Below are 19,881 nucleotides of genomic sequence, written 5' to 3' on the forward strand. Positions count from 1 at the left end.
AACATAGTAAAACTAAATTTTAAATTTTTTTTATAAGACTCCCTGCTCAAAGGCATAAGGAGTATATTTACCACTTTTTGTATCAATGCTTTTAATAATTTTTTTCACTTCTGTTGCTATTTCAAATGTGAAATCTAGCCTCAATTCATCTAAATTCAGTTCATAAATATCATCCAGCCTTGGTATCAGATTCATTGGCTTGTCTAGATAGAGTTCAATGTTATCAAGTTCATTTTTTACAATTTTGTACTTGTCATAAAATTCGCCTTCCAGCTCCTTGTATTCCTTATCAAAAATTTTATGTTCGATATACATTCCTTTTAAGTAACCGTAAATCACAAGCCCTTTTTTCAGTTTGTCAGATTTTATGTTTTTTAATTGTCGATAACTTAATTCTGGCGATAAAAATACTGTTTCAAGATTATTGAAAGTAGAAAACATCTCAATTGTATGATTATTGAAAACATTTAAGTTCCAGTCCAGCGTTTGTCCTTTTACTCCAGTTTTTTCTCCCATAATTGCCTGATAAAGATTGGAAACTAGGTTTGTACCTGTTTTTATTTTATCTGTTTTTGACAAATTCTTTTCCTTTGCAACATCAAACTGTTTTCGGTAAATTTTTGTTATTCCCATTTCACGGCAGGCGTTTTCCTGCTCATCATTTGTAACAAGTGCTGAAATAATAGGTTTTTTACTATCTTTAGATTTTTCATTTTCCAGATTAATCGTTTCAAAATTATATTTTTTTCGCTCGATAGCAGTTCTTTTATAAGAGTCAAGCAATTTTTCCAAAAGTTCTGAAACACATTCTCTTTTGAGATTTTTTAGTTCACTAAAAGGAATGAACGAAGTTCCATCATAATCAATCTGAATTTTACCAAGTTCAAAAGTCGTATCTCCAAGTTCGCCAATTTTCTCTGCAATTTGTTCTTTCGTAATCAATTTTTTTGCATCTTGCTCAATAAGATTCCCTTTTTTTGTCACAGAAATTATTTCATTTTTTAAATTTTCAATTTCCAGCGTAAGTTCGATTTCTTGACCTTTTTTTGCAAGTAATGTTGCATTAACAGCGGCATACCTTTTAGAAACTTTTATATTATGGATAATTCTGTCGTTAATTTCTTTAGAATAATTTTTGTAAATATATTTTGTTCCTTTTGGTAATTTTCCGATTGAAACAATGTCAAATCTACTAGCTTTTTGAACTTTTTCTTTTTCATTGTGACTATTTTGCTTTTTGCTTTTCTTTTCAGAATTTTCACTTTTTCCAGATTCGATAATTCGAATTTTATTTACATATTCTCCGCCAATCTGCTCAAAATTATCATCTACGAATTGAACACCATCTCCTAAAATAAGTTCATCGTCAATCTTAAAATTATTCGATTCACTAATTCTTGCTCCAAGAAAATATCCAAAATTTGAAGAATATTTAAAGTTCATAAGTTTGTTATCCAAATAAAAATATCCTTTTGAATATCCACGGTTAAACAACTTATAACTTTCCGTCGGACGTGGAGTGCCTTTTAAAATATTGTCATAGTAGCTTACGGTTTCGTAAACATATTCGCTTGATTTTTTTCGTCCTTCAACTTTTATCGCATCAATTCCAATATTTTTTAGCATATTGATTTCCTTTTCCTGCAATAATTGATCATTAGGGCTTAAAAAATAAGCACTTTCTCCATTTTCGTCTGTAAACTTTTTACGGCAGGAATAAGCACAAAGTCCACGGTTTCCGCTTCTTCCTCCAATAAAGCTGCTTATGTAGCAATTTCCAGAATAAGAAATACAAAGTGAACCTGATACAAAGATTTCCAGCTCAATATCAGTTTTTTCACGAATACTTTTTATCTCTTCGAATGAAAGTTCTCTTGCAAGACAGACACGAGTAAGTCCTAATTCTTTTAATTTATTGGCTTCTACATGATTTGCCACAGTCATCTGCGTACTTCCATGAATTTTTAAATTTGGAAAATTTTCCTTCAAAAACTTAACAAATCCCAAATCTTGTACAATGAACCCGTCAATTCCATGTTCATAGACTCTTTTAATATTGTTATACATGCTGTTAATTTCGCTATCCTTTAAAATTGTATTCAAAGTCATAAGAGTCTTTACTCCACGTGAATGAGCATAGTCAATTCCGTTAAGCACTTCTTGTATAGCTAGATTTTCGTTATTTCTTCTTGCTCCAAATCCTTTTAGACCAAAAAACACTTCATTAGCTCCAGCTTTTACAGCAGCAACCAGTTTTTCATAATTTCCAGCTGGTGCTAAAATATTCATTTTTCTTTTTTTATCAAAATCTATTACTTCTTCCAATTTAATTTTCTCTCCATTTTTTCTAAAAATTTTATCTCTTAATATTATAGCAAATTTGCTATTTTTTTCCAATTTATTTTTTAAATTTATCCAAAATAAATTCGCATATTTTTTTATTATTGAATAAAAAAATTCGGTAAATATTAAAATACCGAATTTATGTTAAATGATTTTAAAATACAGGGAATCCTTGACCAGCATATTTTTCTTCAATGAACTTCTTAACTTTTTCAGAAGTCATAGCTTTTGTTAAATCTTGTATTTTTTTACTATTTTTGTTATCTTCTCTTGCCACAAGGCTTACAGCGTACTTACCATTTGTATTTTTTTCAATGAATAAGGCATCTTTTACATGAACTCCAATTTTTAGCATATGTGATGGCCAGTTAAATGCCAAGTCAGCTTCTTGGTATGCTTGTACTAGTGATGGAATAGGAACTGCCATAAATTTGAAATTTTTCTTCGTATTAATAACATCATTCAAATTATAAAGTCCATCTTTTGGCTTCAACTCGATTAGACCTTCATCTGCAAGTATTCTTAAGGCTCTATCCTGATTTGTCACATCGTTTGGAATAGCAACTTTTGCCCCATTTGGAATTTCTGCCTTGTTTTTATATTTTTTTGAGTAAAAACCTACATAAACATCATAAATCCCTTTAACTTTTACAAGTTTTCCATTATTTTTCTTATTAAAAACTTGCATGAATGGCTCGTGCTGATGAAAGTTTGCATCAAAGTCTTTAGCATTTAAACCAACATTCGCAGTAACATAATCTGTTAATACAGTAATTTTTACATCATAACCTTCCTTTTTCAAGTCTTCAGCCGCTATTTTCACAATTTCATCCATCGGATATCCAGCCGCAGCAATTCTGATGACATTATCCTTTTTTAAATTTATTCCAACAAATGCTAAAATTAGCACACATATTACAGCTAATGAAATTAATAATTTTTTTGACATTAGTAAATTCTCCTTTTCTTATCTAAATTTTTTGATATTCTGTTTCCAATAATCTGTATTGAAAATACAATGACTATCATTATTGTCACAACCCTATATACAAGGGCATAGTTGTATTCGTTGTATCCATATCGCATTGCATAGTCGCCAATTCCGCCTCCACCGACAACTCCCATTACAGTAGAGTATGAGATAAAGCTGATAATTGCCGAAGTTAAACCAAGCACAAGGCTGCTTCTCGCTTCAATAAGCAAAAAATGCCACACAATTTGAAATACACTTGCCTTCATTGACAAAGCCGCATCAATTATTCCGCTATTCACATCATAAAAAGACTGTTCTGTAAATCTCGCATACAAAGCCACAGCTACAAAGCAAATTGGAAAACTTGCAGGAAACAGTCCAAAGGCAGTACCAAAAATTAATCGTGTGAGAGGTATTAATATAACTACAAATATTAAAAATGGGAAGCTTCTGACTACATTTATATAAATGTTGCATGGAATATTTATAAACTTATTTTCCCTAATGCCACCTTTATCAGTCAAAAATACAAGAGCTCCTAAAGGAATTCCCAAAAATACTGCACATACCGTAGGAATAAGAACCATTATAAAAGTGTCCTTTATTGCAATTAATAATTCAGTATCTATCATTTCAGAACCTCCCTCACATAATCGGCATAACTTTTGTTTGATTTTTCATAATCCTTCTGATTAACATTGAAAATATCTGTAATTTTACCTTTTTCAATAATCGCTACCCTGCTGCACAGCCTTTTTACAACTTCCAGTTCGTGAGTAACAACTAAAATGGTCGTTCCATATTTTTTATTTATTTCCTCAAATAAATCAAGTATTTCATCTTTTACAGATTTATCCAAAGACGCTGTAACTTCATCGCAAAGCAGTAATTGCGGTTTTGTAACTAATGCACGGGCAATCGCCACTCTCTGCCTTTCGCCGCCACTAAGGGAAGCAATAAATGATTTTTTCTTATCAGACAGCCCCACAAATTTTAAAACTTCTTCAACTTTTTTAGCTGAAAATTTTTTCTTTAAAATCAACGGAAGAGCAACATTATCAAAGACATTTTTGTTATACAAAAGATTAAATTCCTGAAAAATATAAGCAACTTCAGTATTATTCGCAATATTAATTTCTCCTTTATCAGCCTTCAAAATCCCTTTAATAATTCTCAAAATTGTTGATTTTCCACTTCCTGACTGCCCAATTAATCCAAAGATTTCACCTTTGTTAATCTTTAAATTTATTTTCAAATCAAAATTAGTATAATTTTTTTTAATATCTTTAAGTTCTACCATCTCACCTCCAATTATTTTTGTATTTAATTTTAAAATGTAATAACTTCAAAATTATATCATATTTTTTTAAATAAGGGAATATTGTTTGGAAAAAAGATGTTTTAACAGTTATAATTTGATATATTGAAAAAATTTCAAAATTTCCTTGCAAAATAAAAATAAATATGATAAACTGTTTTAGTAATTAAATTAGAAGTAGAAACATTGTTTCTCACCTTTCCATCATTATATTTAGATTTTGGATTGATTTTCCAAATAGAAATAGAATAATGAGTTCTATTTCAGGATGAGTTGGGTATTAGTTATTTGATATTTTATAATGAAATAAGTATTTTTGTTGTGCTAATTTTGTTGTAAAATTTATTTATATAATAACTATTGAGCAAGGTTTCTTATATCTTGTTTTTTTATTGTAAAAAAACTAGGAGGTGTTTTTTATAAGAGGAAATAACCGATCTGATGAGCCAAGAATGAATGAGCGAATTAGGGCAAGAGAAATTAGAGTTGTTGGTGATGATGGAGAACAGTTTGGAGTAATGTCAGCTAGAGATGCGTTAGCACTTGCGGCAGAAAAAGAATTGGACTTAGTTGAAATTTCACCAAATGCAACACCGCCTGTATGCAAAATTATGGACTATGGAAAATTCAAGTATGAGAAAACAAAGAAAGACAAGGAAAATAAGAAAAAACAAAAAAATGTCGTTATTAAAGAGATTAGAATTAAACCTCATATTGACGAGCATGATAAAGAAACAAAAATTTCTCAAATTGAAAAATTTATAGCCAAGGAGCATAAGGTAAAAGTCAGCCTAAGACTTACAGGTAGAGAAAGATTACATGCAGAATCTGCTATTAAAGTATTAGACGAGTTTGCAAGCCATTTTGAAGAAACTGCAACAGTTGAGAAAAAATACGGAAAAGAACAGGTTCAAAAATTTATTTTATTATCGCCTAAAAAATAAAGGCAAAATTTAAAAAAGTGAAAAGTGATTTAGGAGGAAAAAAAATGCCAAAAATGAAAACACATAAAGGAACAAAAAAAAGAGTTAAAGTTACAGGAAGTGGAAAAATTTCTATAAGACACTCAGGAAAGAGCCATATCTTGACTAAAAAGACTCATAAAAGAAAGAAACGTCTAGGACAAGACGCAATCGCTCCAAAAGGTGCTGAAAGAAAAATTAAAAAAGCATTGGCTGGACAAGAAGGAAGATAGTTTAAGTAATTACTTTAAAATTATTTTAAAAAAAGTAATTTAACAAATTTATTACTTTTATTTAAAAGTAAAGTTAAAAAAAGCAGTTTTAGAATAACAATTAACAGCTTTTTATTAAAAAATCAAAATTAAAAATTGACAAAAGTTAGTTCTGAATATTAAATATAAAGAACAAAAAACGGCTAAAATATCAAGGAGGAAAGAAGATGCCAAGAGTAAAAACAGGAATAGTTAGAAGAAAAAGACATAAAAAAGTTTTAAAAGAAGCAAAAGGTTATAGAGGAGCCATAAAAACAAATTATAAAAAGGCTAATGAAGCAGTTAAAAAAGCTATGGCTTACGCAACTGAACATAGAAAATTGAAAAAAAGAAAAATGCGTGAATTGTGGATTATCAGAATTAACGCTGCTGCAAGATTAAATGGAATTTCTTATTCAAGATTAATGAACGGACTTAAAAAAGCTGGAATTGAACTTGACAGAAAAGTTTTAGCAGACTTAGCATTAAATAATCCTGCTGAATTTGCAAAATTAGTAGAAAAAGTTAAATAGAAATAAATAACAAATCAATACTCAAATGGTAATTTTTTAATTTAAAATAAACTATTTGAGTATTAATTTTTTTAATACGATTTCCCATTTAAATAGTAGAAATCAGAAAATTCATGGAATTAAAGCCTTTTTTACAAGATTGTACTGTTTACAACCTATGTAACTATAAAATATTCTTTAATTAAATTTAATCATTAGCTATTCATATAAAGGATTTTTATTTAAGGTTTTAAAAATTCTTATTATTAATAAATATTTTTCATAATTTCATGTTTTTTCTTTTTATGTAAGCAAGGGAAATCAATCGCCATTTCCCTTGCAACCCTGGCTCGTCTAAGCATTTTTTTGAAACAAAAACGAAACTCGCTGATGCTCAGACAGTCGTTTTTATTCCAAAAAAATCACGACATTCTATATTAAATTATAAAGATTATTATATTTAAGTTTTAGGCTTTTACATTTTAAAAACATATAAATAAAATTACAAAAGTCTTTAAGATGAATACTTAAAAAATTAGATTGGATTTTTTTAATAAAACTATCAAATTAATTATTATAGAATTTTAATACTATTTTTTAAATGGGTTTAGGATAAGTTAAAATGTAAAAAACTTATGTAATAAAAAAAATCTAAATAAATTAGATTTGATTAGAAAAGGCTATACTTATAAACCTTGTAAATAGATAAATTGTGGATTATGAGATAGCCCTTTTTATATAGGGAAATTAAATAAATAATGTTTTTTTGGGCTATCTCATAAAATGGTCTTCTATTCAAAAAAACAAATTTCCCTATATAGCCAAATGGTTGTTAATTATTAATTAACTTCCTTTTGACATTATTATTATAGCACGAAAGTTAAAAAAGTCAATACTAAAAATTAAATAATTTTAAAATATTTTTGAAGTTTTTAGAAAATATTTATTTTTAATTCTTGAGATTGATTTAAATAAATTTAAATTATGGTTGTAATTATTGAAAATCGAGGTAAAATAAAGTTTAAGAGAAATTAAGTCATATAAAAATTAATTATGGAGGAAAACTGATGAAAAAAAATGTTGAATTTGGAATAAAAAAACAGTTGATTACAAAAGAAGAAATTCAGAAAAGATTAAAAGAGCTGGGAACACAAATTACAGAGGATTTTAAAAATGAAAGTGAGCCATTGATAGTTATTGGGCTTTTAAAAGGATCAATCGTGTTTATGGCTGATTTGATCAGAGAAATAAGATTACCGCTTGAAATTGATTTTATAGAGGCTTCTAGTTATGGAGAAGGAACTCAAAGTTCTAGGGAAGTTAAAATTTTGAAGGATTTAAGAAGTACAATTAGCGGTAAAAATGTGTTAGTTGTAGAAGATATTATTGATTCAGGATTTACGTTAAAAAAAGTATTACAGCTTTTAGGAAGTAGAAACCCTAAGAAAGTTTCATTATGTACGCTTTTGGATAAGCCTGAAAGAAGAGAAGTGGAAGTTGATGTGCAATATGTTGGTTTTGAAATTCCAAATGAATTTGTTGTAGGATATGGACTTGACTTTAATGAAAATTATAGAAATCTTGAATATGTAGGGATTGCTGAACCATCGGTATTTGAATAGATTTAAAATTAATCTTTTTATTAGGATTTAATTTTTAAATTTATGATAAATAATTATAAAAGTAATAATACAAAAAATCCAATAAATATAATATTTTTATCTAAAATGTTAAAATCTTATTGTAAAAATGCTTAAGAAAAATAATAAAAATTATAATTGTAAGATCATTTTAACTATTAGAGAATTTAGACTTTTACGAATAAGTATATTTATTAAATGAGGAGAAATATTGAAAAGAAATAAAGAAAAACATCATAAAAAGAATAAAAACTTTGAGAATGAAAATCATAAGGCTAAAAAAAAATATGGACAGAATTTTTTAAATGACAGCAATTTATCAGATGAAATTTTAGACATAGCAAATATAGATGAGAAAACAGAAGTTCTGGAAATAGGGCCAGGTTTGGGATTTTTGACAGAAAAATTGATTGAAAATTCTAAATTTTTGACTGCTTTTGAGATAGATGATGACTTGATACCGTTTTTGAATAAAAAATTTGAAAATAAGCAAAATTTTAAATTAATCCATCAGGATTTTATGGAAGCAGATTTGGAAAAATTTTTTGAAGATAAGAAAAATGTTAAAGTTGTGGCAAATATTCCGTATTATATAACTTCGCCAATTATTAACAAACTTTTGGAATACCGTGAAAATATTGATGAAATTTATTTGATGGTGCAAAAGGAAGTAGCAGAGCGGATTGCCTCCCAGCCTCATAGCAAAAATATGAGTCTGCTTACACATGCAGTTCAATTTTATGCTGAAGCAGAATATCTGTTTACTGTGCCGAAGGAAAAATTTGATCCTGTTCCGAAAGTTGATTCAGCATTTTTAGGAATAAAAATTTTGAAAGATAAAAGATATGAAAGCCAAATTTCAGAAGAAAAATATTTTAAATATTTGAAAGAAGCATTTTCCAATAAACGAAAGAGTATTGCTAACAATTTAACAAAATTAGGATTTTCAAAGGATGTAGTTGGAGCAGCACTAGAGAAAGTTGGAAAGACAAGGCTTGCACGGACTGAAGAGTTTTCTGTTCAGGAGTTTATTGATTTTATTGAGATTTTAGAAAAATAAATTATACTAAAATCTATTTAAAATTAAACTACTAAAAATTATATAGATTTAAGGTTTGAGTAAAATAGTCATAGCCTTTTAAGTTTAGTTTTAAAGCAGTTTTACTATAATTGTAATTTTATTTTATAAAATTTTAGTTTAAAACAATAGCAGAATATTAGTAAAATATTAAGTAAATTAGCTATAATTTGTAAATAAATAAAGAGGCTTGGAATTATAATACTCCAAGCCATTCTCTTTTTTCTAGAATTTCTATTTCGATATTTTTTTTCTTTAATGTTTCGATTGCGTTATCCATATCATTTAAAAGATAAGAATTTGTAAGAATTTTTATTAAACCGTTCTGGTTGTCAAGAGTTCTTACATTTCCTAATCCATCGTATGCTTCTATGATTTTATTTATGAAATCAATATGTTCTTTTTTCGTTTGAATAATGTATTCCCAGCTTTTTATTTGCATTTCTGTATTTTCCATTTCTTGCTTTTACCTTTCTTTTTAGAATTTATCTAAATATGAGTATTTTCCATCAGAATCTTTCCAGCCTAATATTTTTTCCAAATTTACATTTTGTGTTGATTGAATTATACGTTTTTTTATGTCTGGATTAGTTTTTACAAGCTGTGCAATTAAATCTTTTGTTTCACGGCGTTTGCTGGAAGTCTTTTCGGCAGCTACGGTACAGCCACAGTTCATTGGCAAGATACCGTTATTTCGTACCCATTTTATAATTGCTTTTTCTTCAACGTAGAATAATGGACGGATTAATTCTATCTCAAAATTATCGGACTTTAGTTTTGGTAGCATTGTTTCAAATTTTCCCATATAAAACATACTCATTAGAGTAGTTTCGATAACATCGTCAAAATGATGCCCAAGTGCTAGTTTGTTGCATCCAAGCGAAGTTGCTTTTGTGTAAAGGCTTCCACGACGCATTTTGGCACACATATAGCAAGGATAGTCTTTTGCAATTTTTTCTGCAACCTCAAAAATATTATCATTATAAATTTCACACGGAATATTCAAATGTTCTAGATTTTTTTTCAAATTATTCAGATTGGCAGGATTAAATCCAGGATTCATTGAAATAAACACTAACTCAAAATTAGTTCTGCTGGCTCTTTTTAGTTCCTGAAACAGCTTTGAAAGCAAAAGGCTGTCTTTACCTCCAGAAATAGCAACTGCAATCCTATCGCCATCTTTTACCATTTCAAATTCCTTTAAAGCTCTCACAAAAGGAGTCCAAAGTGCTGAACGGTATTTTTTTTGAATACTTTTTTCAATAGTTTCCAGTGGCTGAAGTGGGACAGAGGGTAAAATTGTTTCACAGACTGCACTTCCAAGAGAAGTAGAGGCAATTTTGTCAGCATCTATTTCATTATTTATTGTATTTTTACTATCGAAACTGCTTTCGACATTTTCTAAATTCATTATTTACAACTCCTTTTAAAATTTGTGTCTTTATAGACTGTATCAAGTTTTTAGAAGATTGTCAAGTAACTTCGTTTTAAACTATACTCAAATCTATTTAAAACTGCTAAAAATTATATAATACTAAACTCATTTAAATAACGAAATTATTATAAACTTTTTTAATAAAGGATGTAAACTTAATAATTTCAAATAATTAAAATATAATTTTCATTTTTTAAATAAAGTCTAGTATAAATAATTCGTCGGAGCATTTTTCTGTGGTGACAAAATTGTTTGAGCATAGCGAGTTTTTTGTCAGTGCAGAAAAATGTCGTAGACTAGCCATAGGTTATTGCGGAGCAATCTTGCCACAATTTTGATTATTAGGATAAATCTTTACTGCAAGATAAGGTTTTGCGGCAATGAGCAATCCTGCGAAAATAAAAAAGAAAAAACATAGTAATATGAAAAAATATTTATTAATCAAAATATCTAAAAAATAATTCCTGTTTTTAAACGAGATTTAGTATAAATTTAGTATTTAAGTAAAATTATCACAATTTTTGAGTTCGATTTTAAATCGCTTTTACTATAAAATTGCTATATTTTTTGATAAAAATTTTGAAAACAAAATTTGATAAGAATATTGAAATTATGATATAATAACTTTAAGAAAATAAAATTTTAAATAAAAAAAGTGGAGGAAAGAAATAAAATGAGCAAATATTTTGAAACTGTGGATTTCTGGGTTGAAAATTTATTGGATTCGACTGAAAGTTATACTATTGAAAGTAACGAAAAAGGTAAGTTTGTAGATATTACGATTAACGTTACAAAAGATGATATGGGAAAAGTTATTGGAAAAAATGGGAGAATTATTACAGCACTTAGAGTTCTAATGTCTTCAGTTGCAAAAAAAGATAGAAAAAGTGTAAAAATTGAAGTTAAGGAAATGTAAGCTTAAAGATTTGTTAAAATAATGTCAGTATTTATATGATAGCAAATAGTTAGAAATAATTATAAAAAATATTAAGAAAATCAAAAAAAATACTGTATTAATAGAACTTTATAAATAACTAAAATTTTTATATTAATCAAGGAGCGGATTTATGAAAACTTCTGATTTGAAAAAGAAGAGCTTTAAACTTCGAGTTTATTATTACGATACTGATAAAATGGGAGTTGTATACCATTCAAACTATCTAAAATGGATGGAAATGGCACGGACTGAGTATTTTAGGGATGTCTTTCCATATAAGAGTATGGAAGACATGGGATTTATTTTACCAGTAAAGACACTAAATATTGAATATATTAATTCTGCAAAATACGATGAAGAAATTGAAGTTTCTGTGAAAATTGAAGAAATAAACAATATTAAAATCAGATTTTCTTATGAAATGTACAATTCTGACGGAGTTTTAAAGGCAAAGGCTGAAACAGTAAATGTTTTTGTGGATGAAAACGGGAAATTGAAAAGAATTTCAAATGAGTTACTGGAAGAACTTATTAAATAAAATTAAGACTATTAAATAACTTATTATTAAGAAGAAAAGAGGTTTTACAAATGAAAATAGCGATTGGAAATGATCATGCAGGAGTAGAATTTAAGAATAAAATTATGAAGGAACTTAGAAGTAAAGGGTATGAAGTTGTAAATGTGGGAACTGATACGTTGGATTCGGTTGATTATCCTGATATTGCTAAGGAAGTTGGTAAAAAAGTTCTGGATGAGGAAGTTAACTTTGGAATTTTGATTTGTGGGACTGGAATAGGTATTTCTATTGCTGCAAATAAAATAAAAGGAATTCGTGCGGCTCTTTGTCACAATGAATATACAGCAAAACTTTCAAGGCTTCACAATAACGCAAATATAATAGCATTAGGAGCTAGAGTTTTAGGAGAAGATTTGGGATTAGCATGTGTTGAAGCGTTTGTAAATACAGAGTTTGAAGGCGGTAGACACGCTAAAAGAGTCGGAAAAATAGAATTGTAATTTAGAAAATATATTAAAAGATTCTAATTAAATTTTAGCGTTAAATATCCATCTTAAAGATTTTTATAATTTTAGTTTATTAAGTATTATAATTAATAATAGTTTTTGTAACGTAAGGGCATCAGACGCCATGCCCTTTTTCGCAATAGCAGTTTTTTAACATGTATAACTGGTTACTATTTAGAGATAATGGCGAAACGTTCTACGAACTATCACACTTAACGAAAAACTTTCTTATATGGATATTTAAGAATTAAATTTGGTTTTTTTAACAAAGTAATCCAATTACTTATTGTAGAATTTTGTTTCTGTTATTTAAATGGGGGTTAGTATTAAGCTTTTTCGAAGATTACTAAGGTTTGGTAAAACAAATATTATTATAAAATAAGGGAGTGATTTTTATGTCAACAATTTTTAAAAAGATAATAGATAAGGAAATACCAGCAAATATTGTATATGAAGATGAAGAGTTCTTGGCTTTTCATGATATAAATCCAGCGGCAAAAGTTCATGTGCTTGTAATTCCAAAAAAGGAAATTAAAAATTTGGATGCGGCAACTGAAGAAGATGCTTTACTGCTTGGTAAATTGCAGTTGACTGTGGCAAAAGTGGCTAGAATTCTAGAATTGGATAAAGATGGGTATAGAGTTATAACTAACATTGGGGACAATGGTGGACAGGAAGTTTATCATATTCATTACCATATTTTAGGTGGAGAAAAATTGCCAGTTACATTGAAATAGAAACAGTAAAATTTTCTAAAATTATGGAGGAAGTACATGAAAAGCAGACTTTCTAAAATTGTAATTTTTGTCTTTCTTGTGGCAAATCTGGGAATGGCTGAATATATAAAAAAAGATAATGCTGTTTACTATAAGGATGAAATATGGCAGGCAGATGAAAAAAAGGTAAATGATGCGGATTTTAAAACATTTGTAGAATTGAATAAGATTTATGGGAAAGATAATAAAAATGTTTTTTATGGAGACGAAAAACTAGAAAATGCAGATTTTAAAACGTTTCAGGCAGTTGGAGAAAATATTGGAAGAGATAAAGATAACCTGTATTGGTATAACCAAAAAGTAAAAATAAATCCAAAAGATTTTAAATTTTATAAAAATAAGGATAAAATAGTATATTTTAGAAATAATGGGAAAATATATGATTTAGAAGGATTAAATGAACTTAATGGAATTGAAGATGTAGATACTTTCGAAGTACTGGATGATGAATATTCAAAAGATAAACATAATATTTATTATGATGGAGTAACTTTGTCTGATGTGGATATGGATACTTTTCAGATAATAATGCCAAATTACTACGCTAAAGATAAAAATAGCGTGTATTCAAGACATAAAAAAATTAAAGGGGCAAATCCAAAAACAATAAAAGTTTTGAATATTGCATATATAAAAGACGATAAAACTGTTTTTTCAGATTTTTCTTTTAGTAATACACTTAAAAATGCAGACGTTAAGTCTTTTGAAGCATTAGGAGAATATTACGGAAAAGACAAAAACAATGTGTATTTAATGGGAGAAAAAATAAAAAAAGCCGATGTAAAAACTTTTCAGATAATTTCAGAAGAATCTTTTAATCACTATTCAAAAGATAAGAATAATGTTTATTTGGAAACATACATTATAGAAGGAGCAGATCCGAAAACTTTTGAAATTATAAAAGAAAAACCAACTTATTCAAAGGATAAAAAGTATTTGTATTATTCTGGGAAAAAAATTGATGAAATTAGAGATGATTTAGAAAATATGAGTGCTGGAGTGCTTGATATTATAAGAAATGGAAACAGAATTTATGCTAATGGAAGTAGGCTTGATATAGAAAATCCAGAAAATTTTAAAATAATAAAAAATGATTATTACAATAATCCAAATATAATTTATGGAAAAAATGACAAAAATATATATGTAATTATAGGAAATGGACAAAAAATTCGTAGTAAAGTAATAAAAGATGCGGACATAAACTCTTTTGAAATAATGGAAATTGGTGCATATTCACGAGATAAAAATAATATTTATTTTACGTATTCTGATGTTGTGAAAATGAAAGATGTAGACAAAGACAGTTTTATTATCCGAGAACATGGCTTTTCACACGATAAGAATAGTGTTTATTTTTATGGAAAAAAGATAGATGGAATAAGTCCAAAAGGATTTAAAATTGTTGATTTAGCTGTTAATTCTGGGGAGCCTGTAACATTTGCACTATTGACAGACAGTAAAAATTTATATAAATTTATTTATAAATTTGACGATGAAGAATATAATTTGAAAAAGCCGGAATTGGTTGTTATAACAAATGTAAAAGTGGATGCTCCAAGCTTTGAACTGATTAAATCATACACAGGAAGTTATTATAGGGATAAAGATAGTGTTTTTTATTATGATATTAATAAAAATGGACTTATAGAAGTCGAAGGTGCAGACAGAAATAGTTTTACTGAAATGGAAAATTATTTTGCAAAAGATAATAAAAATCTCTATTATCTTGGGAAACAAGTTAGAAATATAAGTTCAGAAGGATTAAAATTTGTTGGTCCAGATATTTTTAAAAATAAAAATGGTGTATATTTTTGGAAAGATGAAACTGGGACAGGAGATTATGAAATAATACCTTTAAATTTTGACAGTACTTCATTTGATATAGCGAATAAGGATACAAGTGATTATTTTAAAGATAAAAATGGAATTTATTATCTTGATTACGGTAAATTGTTAAATTCGGAATCGAAGGACATCCAAAATGCCTTTATTAAACTTGAAGGAGTTGATATGCCAACATTTAAAGCATTTGGATATGGGTATTCCAAAGATAAGAATAGAGTTTATTGTGAATATAAGGAATTTAAAGGGGTGGATGTGCCAAGTTTTACTGTCGTTCTGGAAGATGAGGGAGTTGTAGTTAAGGATAAAAATAGAATTTATGAAAATGATTGTGAATAATTAAAGAAGTAAATTTAGAAAGTGAAAAAATAAAAAATGAGAGATGTAATAGCAAGTCCAGATAACAAATTTTATAAATTGTTAAAAAAACTGGATAAAAAGAAGTATCGTGATGAAAACAGTATTTTTAAAGCTGAAGGGGAAAAGTTTCTGAATGAGAATATTAATTTTAATAAAATAATTGTAAAAGAATCGAAATTTGAATATTTTGATGAAAGATATGAAATTTCTAAGCATGATAATTTAACGATTTTGAAAGATAATCTGTTTGATGAGGTCTCAACGCAGGAAAATAGTCAAGGGATAATTTTTTTATATTCTAAAAATTTGAATACAATCGAGGATATAAAGGGAGATGTAGTAATTCTAGATGATATTCAGGATCCGGGAAACGCTGGAACAATTATCAGAACAATGATTGCTGCAAATTTTCAAAATTTAATTTTGACAAAAGGCTCTGTAGATGTCTATAATCCAAAAACAGTACGTGCCACAATGAGTGGAATTTTCAAATTAAATATAATTTATGAAACACCTGAAAATATTGTAAAATTTTTGAATAATAAAAATTATTTAAAAATAGCGACTGCTTTACACGAAGATTCTATTTCCTATGAAAAAATAGAATTGCAAGAAAATAATGCGTTTATTTTTGGACATGAAGGTGGAGGAGTATCTGATTATCTGATAGAAAATTCAGATATAAAGGCAATTATTCCAATTTATGGAAATATAGAATCATTGAATGTGAGTGTGGCAACAGGTATTTTTCTTTATAAGATGAGGGAGAAATTGGAGAGTTTGTAGAATGGAGAAGTTTATGTTTGATAATACAGAAAAATTGACAAAAAATAAAAAATATACTCAAGCTGAATTATTTAAAATAGTTTTAGAAAATGAAGATTTGAGAGAAAAAACAGAAGCATTATTTGCATTGGACTTTAAAGAACTGGCATCGGTAAAAGATGAATATCCAGATTATGAATTTAATTTTGATGGAAAAGCTTTTGCAGAAGATGCTGGAGCTGGAGTTTATATTTTGCTGGAAGATGGCAGCATTGGATTTGTTTGTTTTGATTTTCCGCTTGAGTGCGGGAGAATTGCTGAAAATTTGGTGGAATGGTTTGAATTGCTTTTAAATTGTGCTAATTTTTGGCGGAATTATGCCAATAGGGAATATTTGGAAAATTTTGAACTGTTAGAAAAGGAAGTGGAAAAAGCTGAACCAGAAGGGCGAGAAAATTTTGAAGATGCTTATGGGGATGATATGCCGCCATATTTTGAATTGCAGAAGGAATTATCAGAAAAGCTGGATATAAGAATATTCGACAATATTGCAAAAGATGTTTTACAAAGATTTTTTAAAACAGCAGAAAGAGAAACTAAATTTATGACAAAGTATGTTCCAGATGATGAAATTTCGGAAGACTTAATAAAGAATTAGGAAGAGAATCTATAAGAGTTAAATAGATTTAGAATATATTTAATTCAATCTTTTAGGAGATTATATGTTTTTATTTAATTCTTCAGACTATTGGAATGATGAAGAAAAAATGATAGTATTTAGAGAAATTAATACAAAAATTTCAAAATTAACAAGTAAGATAAGAGAAATAAGTACAGAAATTTTTAGATATGATATTTACCCATTTTGAGTGTGAATTTTATTAGTAAATAAAATAAGCAAGCAATTAGAAATATATACAGAATTAAGATAGAAATAAGTCATTTAGAAAATATGAAAGAATTTTAGAGAGCATGAATGAATTAAAAGAAAAATGTCTAGAAATGGACAAGTTGCTAAAAAAAGAAAATGTAAAAACTTGGGAGGGAATGTTTAAAAAATTTGCAGAAGAAATAGAAAAAAATAAAGAAATTGATGAAATAAAAAGAAAAATAAGGCAATCAATGATTGGTGGAATGGGTTCTTTTAATGATTTAGTCTTACCAGATAATGAAGCTGATAAAAAACTGAAAAATTTAAGAAAAGAGTTATTTGAATTATTAATTTTGTAAAATTATGAACACTATAGGTGATAAATTGGTTACAGACTGTAATTGACTAGAATAAAAATAAAATATAGAAAGGTAAAATAGAAATGTCGAAAAAAGAAATTTTTAAAATTGGATCACATGTGGGAATGAGTGGGAAAGATATGCTTTTGGGATCGGTTAAGGAAGCGGTTTCTTATGGATCGAATACTTTTATGATTTATACTGGAGCACCGCAGAATACACGGAGAAAGCCGATTGATGAGCTGAATATTGAGGCTGGGCTTAAACTTATGAAGGAGAATAATATTGATATTGACGATATTGTTGTGCATGCTCCTTATATAATTAACCTTGGGAATGCGATAAAACCTGAAACTTTTGAGATTGCAGTGCAGTTTTTGAGAACGGAGATTGAAAGGACAGATGCCATTGGAGCGAAAAGAATTGTTCTTCATCCAGGTGCTCACGTTGGGGAAGGTGAAGAAGTTGGAATTAATAAGATTATTGAAGGACTGAACGAAGTTTTGACAAAAGATCAGAAAACAACTGTGGCACTTGAGACAATGGCTGGAAAAGGTACAGAATGCGGAAGAAGTTTTGAAGAAATTGCAAAAATTATTGATGGTGTAAAATTAAAGGATAAACTGACAGTATGTTTTGATACTTGCCATGTTCACGACGCTGGATATGATATTGTGAATGATTTTGAGGGAGTTATTGAGCAGTTTGACAAAATTGTTGGAATTGACAGAATATCAGTAATTCACTTGAATGATAGTAAGAATGTGTGTGGTGCACATAAAGATAGGCATGAAAACATAGGATTTGGAAAAATCGGATTTGAAGTGTTAAATAAAATAGCACATTTTGAAAAATTTTCTCATTTACCTAAGATTTTGGAAACGCCTTATGTGGCTTTGAGCGATGATAAGAAGGCTAAAAAAGTTCCGCCATATAAATTTGAAATTGAGATGCTTAGAGCTGGGAAGTTTGATGAAAATGTGTTAGAAAAGATAAAAAATCAATAAGTTTTTGGAAAGAAGTGATAAAAATGCTAAAAGATAAAGAATTAACAAAAAAGGAAATGTTTGAAATATTTAACAGAAGATATGCGTGTAAAAAATATGACAAGACAAAAGTTGTTTCAGATGAAGATTTTATGGCAATTATTGAAGCAGGTAGAATTTCTCCTAGTTCATTTGGGCTTGAGCCTTGGAAATTTATTCTTGTGAAAAATGAGGAAATGCTGAATGATATGAGAGAGTTTGCTTGGGGAGCGATTAACAGCTTGAATGGGGCGAGTCATATTGTTATGGTGCTGGCTAGAAAAGGTGTTACTGGTGATAGCGAGTATTTTGAGAGAATTGGGAAAGAAATAAAAAATATTTCTGATGAAAATTTGAAGATTAGAAAAGAATTTTTTAAAAAATTTCAAAAAGAGCATTTTAAGTTGCTGGAAAGTGAAAGAGCATTATTTGACTGGGCTTCAAAACAGACTTACATTGCAATGGTAAATATGATGAATATGGCTGCGGCTCTTGGGATTGACAGCTGTGCAATTGAAGGATTTAATAAAGAAATGGCTGAAAAATACTTCTCTGAAAAAGGTGTCTTTGATTTGAAGGAATATGGAATTTCATATTTTGTAAGTTTTGGGTATAGAGATGAAGATATTACCCCAAAAACTAGAAGAGAACTTTCGGAAGTTTATGAAGTCGTTGAGTAGTTTTTGAATGCTTAAATTTTAAATATATCAAAATTAATTTATTGCAGAAAGAGGATTTTTATGAAAAAAATTTTTGTAATGATGTTGCTGGCAACGGCATTTTCGTGTGGTAATAAAAATAAAAATAACATAGACAAGAATAAAAAAATTGAAAAAAATACAACTACTACTGAGCAAGTGAAACAAAATCAACAAGAGGAAAAAACTGATTTTGATAAACTTAGTAAAAAAGAACAGGAAGAATATTTAAAAAAACTGGAAAAGATAGAAGCAAAATATGAAAAGGAATTAATGGAATTAAAAATACCAGAATTCAATAAGTCCCAAACTAATGATTCTAAGCAACTGACTGAAGAAGAGGTAAAGGAAATAAAGGATCTATTACGTGAAAAATTTAAGAGAATAGGGTTGACAGCTGCAACAAAAGATGGCAGATTTTACATAATAGAAGTTATTAAAGATGGAAAAAACAAAGAAGAGACTGCAAAGGAAGTTGCTCTTGAAAGACCTGATATTATTGACACTATTGGTGAATGGTGTAAAAGTAAAGGAATGAAATTTAAAGTTATTTTTGTTGAATTCTATGATAAAGTTCAAAATAAAAAGATTAGTCAGTCTGCATACCATTCTCACCTTTTGGAAATTCAGTATGAAGATAAAGAATATAAAGATGCACTGAGAGAAGGCTTTTCTAAATATAAGAGAGCTACAAAATTTTAAAATAGAAA

23 protein-coding genes are annotated in these 19,881 nt (G+C 28.2%); 17 read left to right on the plus strand and 6 right to left on the minus strand.

The window, feature by feature from the left end; translation table 11 throughout:
* Positions 1-30 precede the first annotated feature (30 nt).
* The 4 genes from ACEG17_RS01195 to ACEG17_RS01210 form a co-directional block, all read right to left on the minus strand.
* The gene (locus tag ACEG17_RS01195; RefSeq protein ID WP_443674896.1) at positions 31-2,325 is read right to left on the minus strand and encodes a peptidase U32 family protein; all 2,295 of its coding nucleotides are present in this window, start codon (positions 2,323-2,325) and stop codon (positions 31-33) included.
* Positions 2,326-2,497: 172 nt separating this feature from the next.
* Complete coding sequence (locus tag ACEG17_RS01200) at positions 2,498-3,292, minus strand: MetQ/NlpA family ABC transporter substrate-binding protein (RefSeq protein WP_372582240.1); 795 nt, start codon at positions 3,290-3,292, stop codon at positions 2,498-2,500.
* Entirely contained in the window at positions 3,292-3,948 is a 657-nt protein-coding gene (locus ACEG17_RS01205; RefSeq protein WP_372582241.1) for a methionine ABC transporter permease, read from the minus strand. The genes ACEG17_RS01200 and ACEG17_RS01205 overlap by 1 nt, the downstream gene beginning before the upstream one ends.
* Positions 3,945-4,616, minus strand: a complete 672-nt coding sequence (locus tag ACEG17_RS01210) for an ATP-binding cassette domain-containing protein (protein WP_372582242.1) — start codon at positions 4,614-4,616, stop codon at positions 3,945-3,947. Before ACEG17_RS01210 ends, ACEG17_RS01205 begins: the two co-directional genes overlap by 4 nt.
* 428 nt (positions 4,617-5,044) lie before the next feature.
* On the opposite strand from ACEG17_RS01210, the gene infC reads away from it, so the two are divergent.
* The 5 genes from infC to rsmA all read left to right on the plus strand — a co-directional run bounded on the left by infC (position 5,045) and on the right by rsmA (position 9,059).
* Positions 5,045-5,578, plus strand: coding sequence for a translation initiation factor IF-3 (gene infC, locus ACEG17_RS01215; RefSeq protein WP_021744546.1), 534 nt, complete (start codon positions 5,045-5,047; stop codon positions 5,576-5,578).
* 44 nt (positions 5,579-5,622) lie between these two features.
* On the plus strand, positions 5,623-5,829 hold the full coding sequence (gene rpmI / locus ACEG17_RS01220) for a 50S ribosomal protein L35 (protein WP_026746377.1): 207 nt from the start codon (positions 5,623-5,625) through the stop codon (positions 5,827-5,829).
* 206 nt (positions 5,830-6,035) lie between these two features.
* Entirely contained in the window at positions 6,036-6,380 is a 345-nt protein-coding gene (rplT, locus tag ACEG17_RS01225; RefSeq protein WP_015769536.1) for a 50S ribosomal protein L20, read from the plus strand.
* Between the two features lie 1,046 nt (positions 6,381-7,426).
* Complete coding sequence (hpt, locus tag ACEG17_RS01230) at positions 7,427-7,981, plus strand: hypoxanthine phosphoribosyltransferase (RefSeq protein WP_147005457.1); 555 nt, start codon at positions 7,427-7,429, stop codon at positions 7,979-7,981.
* 229 nt (positions 7,982-8,210) lie between these two features.
* Complete coding sequence (gene rsmA / locus ACEG17_RS01235; RefSeq protein WP_372582243.1) at positions 8,211-9,059, plus strand: 16S rRNA (adenine(1518)-N(6)/adenine(1519)-N(6))-dimethyltransferase RsmA; 849 nt, start codon at positions 8,211-8,213, stop codon at positions 9,057-9,059.
* A gap of 214 nt (positions 9,060-9,273) precedes the next feature.
* Here the strand turns inward: rsmA and ACEG17_RS01240 are convergent, their stop codons facing one another.
* Positions 9,274-9,534 (minus strand): DUF4911 domain-containing protein, encoded by a 261-nt coding sequence (locus ACEG17_RS01240; RefSeq protein WP_299575402.1) that lies wholly within the window; start codon positions 9,532-9,534, stop codon positions 9,274-9,276.
* A 21-nt stretch (positions 9,535-9,555) separates the two neighbouring features.
* On the minus strand, positions 9,556-10,488 hold the full coding sequence (locus tag ACEG17_RS01245; RefSeq protein WP_372582244.1) for a tRNA 2-thiocytidine biosynthesis TtcA family protein: 933 nt from the start codon (positions 10,486-10,488) through the stop codon (positions 9,556-9,558).
* A 697-nt stretch (positions 10,489-11,185) separates the two neighbouring features.
* Between ACEG17_RS01245 and ACEG17_RS01250 the strand changes: the two genes are divergently transcribed.
* From ACEG17_RS01250 to ACEG17_RS01305, 12 genes are all read left to right on the plus strand, one after another.
* Positions 11,186-11,428 carry a KH domain-containing protein gene (locus ACEG17_RS01250; RefSeq protein ID WP_026749234.1) on the plus strand — a complete coding sequence of 81 codons (243 nt, stop codon included), beginning with the start codon at positions 11,186-11,188 and terminating at the stop codon, positions 11,426-11,428.
* 151 nt (positions 11,429-11,579) lie between these two features.
* Positions 11,580-11,987 carry an acyl-CoA thioesterase gene (locus ACEG17_RS01255; protein WP_372582245.1) on the plus strand — a complete coding sequence of 136 codons (408 nt, stop codon included), beginning with the start codon at positions 11,580-11,582 and terminating at the stop codon, positions 11,985-11,987.
* Between the two features lie 50 nt (positions 11,988-12,037).
* Positions 12,038-12,466, plus strand: coding sequence for a ribose 5-phosphate isomerase B (rpiB, locus tag ACEG17_RS01260; RefSeq protein ID WP_372582246.1), 429 nt, complete (start codon positions 12,038-12,040; stop codon positions 12,464-12,466).
* Positions 12,467-12,867: 401 nt separating this feature from the next.
* A complete protein-coding gene (locus ACEG17_RS01265) occupies positions 12,868-13,209 on the plus strand; it encodes a histidine triad nucleotide-binding protein (protein WP_021744537.1) in 342 nt (113 codons plus the stop codon).
* A gap of 36 nt (positions 13,210-13,245) precedes the next feature.
* On the plus strand, positions 13,246-15,432 hold the full coding sequence (locus tag ACEG17_RS01270) for a DKNYY domain-containing protein (RefSeq protein WP_372582247.1): 2,187 nt from the start codon (positions 13,246-13,248) through the stop codon (positions 15,430-15,432).
* Positions 15,433-15,468: 36 nt separating this feature from the next.
* Positions 15,469-16,239, plus strand: coding sequence for a TrmH family RNA methyltransferase (locus ACEG17_RS01275; RefSeq protein WP_372582248.1), 771 nt, complete (start codon positions 15,469-15,471; stop codon positions 16,237-16,239).
* Between the two features lies 1 nt (position 16,240).
* Positions 16,241-16,876, plus strand: a complete 636-nt coding sequence (locus tag ACEG17_RS01280; protein ID WP_372582249.1) for a hypothetical protein — start codon at positions 16,241-16,243, stop codon at positions 16,874-16,876.
* A gap of 64 nt (positions 16,877-16,940) precedes the next feature.
* The gene (locus tag ACEG17_RS01285; protein WP_372582250.1) at positions 16,941-17,087 is read left to right on the plus strand and encodes a hypothetical protein; all 147 of its coding nucleotides are present in this window, start codon (positions 16,941-16,943) and stop codon (positions 17,085-17,087) included.
* A 103-nt stretch (positions 17,088-17,190) separates the two neighbouring features.
* The gene (locus tag ACEG17_RS01290; protein ID WP_299575258.1) at positions 17,191-17,448 is read left to right on the plus strand and encodes a DUF6966 domain-containing protein; all 258 of its coding nucleotides are present in this window, start codon (positions 17,191-17,193) and stop codon (positions 17,446-17,448) included.
* 83 nt (positions 17,449-17,531) lie between these two features.
* Positions 17,532-18,455 carry a deoxyribonuclease IV gene (locus ACEG17_RS01295; protein ID WP_372582251.1) on the plus strand — a complete coding sequence of 308 codons (924 nt, stop codon included), beginning with the start codon at positions 17,532-17,534 and terminating at the stop codon, positions 18,453-18,455.
* Positions 18,456-18,478: 23 nt separating this feature from the next.
* Positions 18,479-19,153, plus strand: a complete 675-nt coding sequence (locus ACEG17_RS01300; protein ID WP_372582252.1) for an NAD(P)H-dependent oxidoreductase — start codon at positions 18,479-18,481, stop codon at positions 19,151-19,153.
* Positions 19,154-19,213: 60 nt separating this feature from the next.
* Positions 19,214-19,873, plus strand: coding sequence for a hypothetical protein (locus ACEG17_RS01305; protein ID WP_372582253.1), 660 nt, complete (start codon positions 19,214-19,216; stop codon positions 19,871-19,873).
* The last annotated feature ends 8 nt before the right edge of the window (positions 19,874-19,881 follow it).

The sequence above is a fragment of the Leptotrichia hongkongensis genome (assembly GCF_041538065.1).
GTDB classification, from domain to species: domain Bacteria; phylum Fusobacteriota; class Fusobacteriia; order Fusobacteriales; family Leptotrichiaceae; genus Leptotrichia; species Leptotrichia hongkongensis.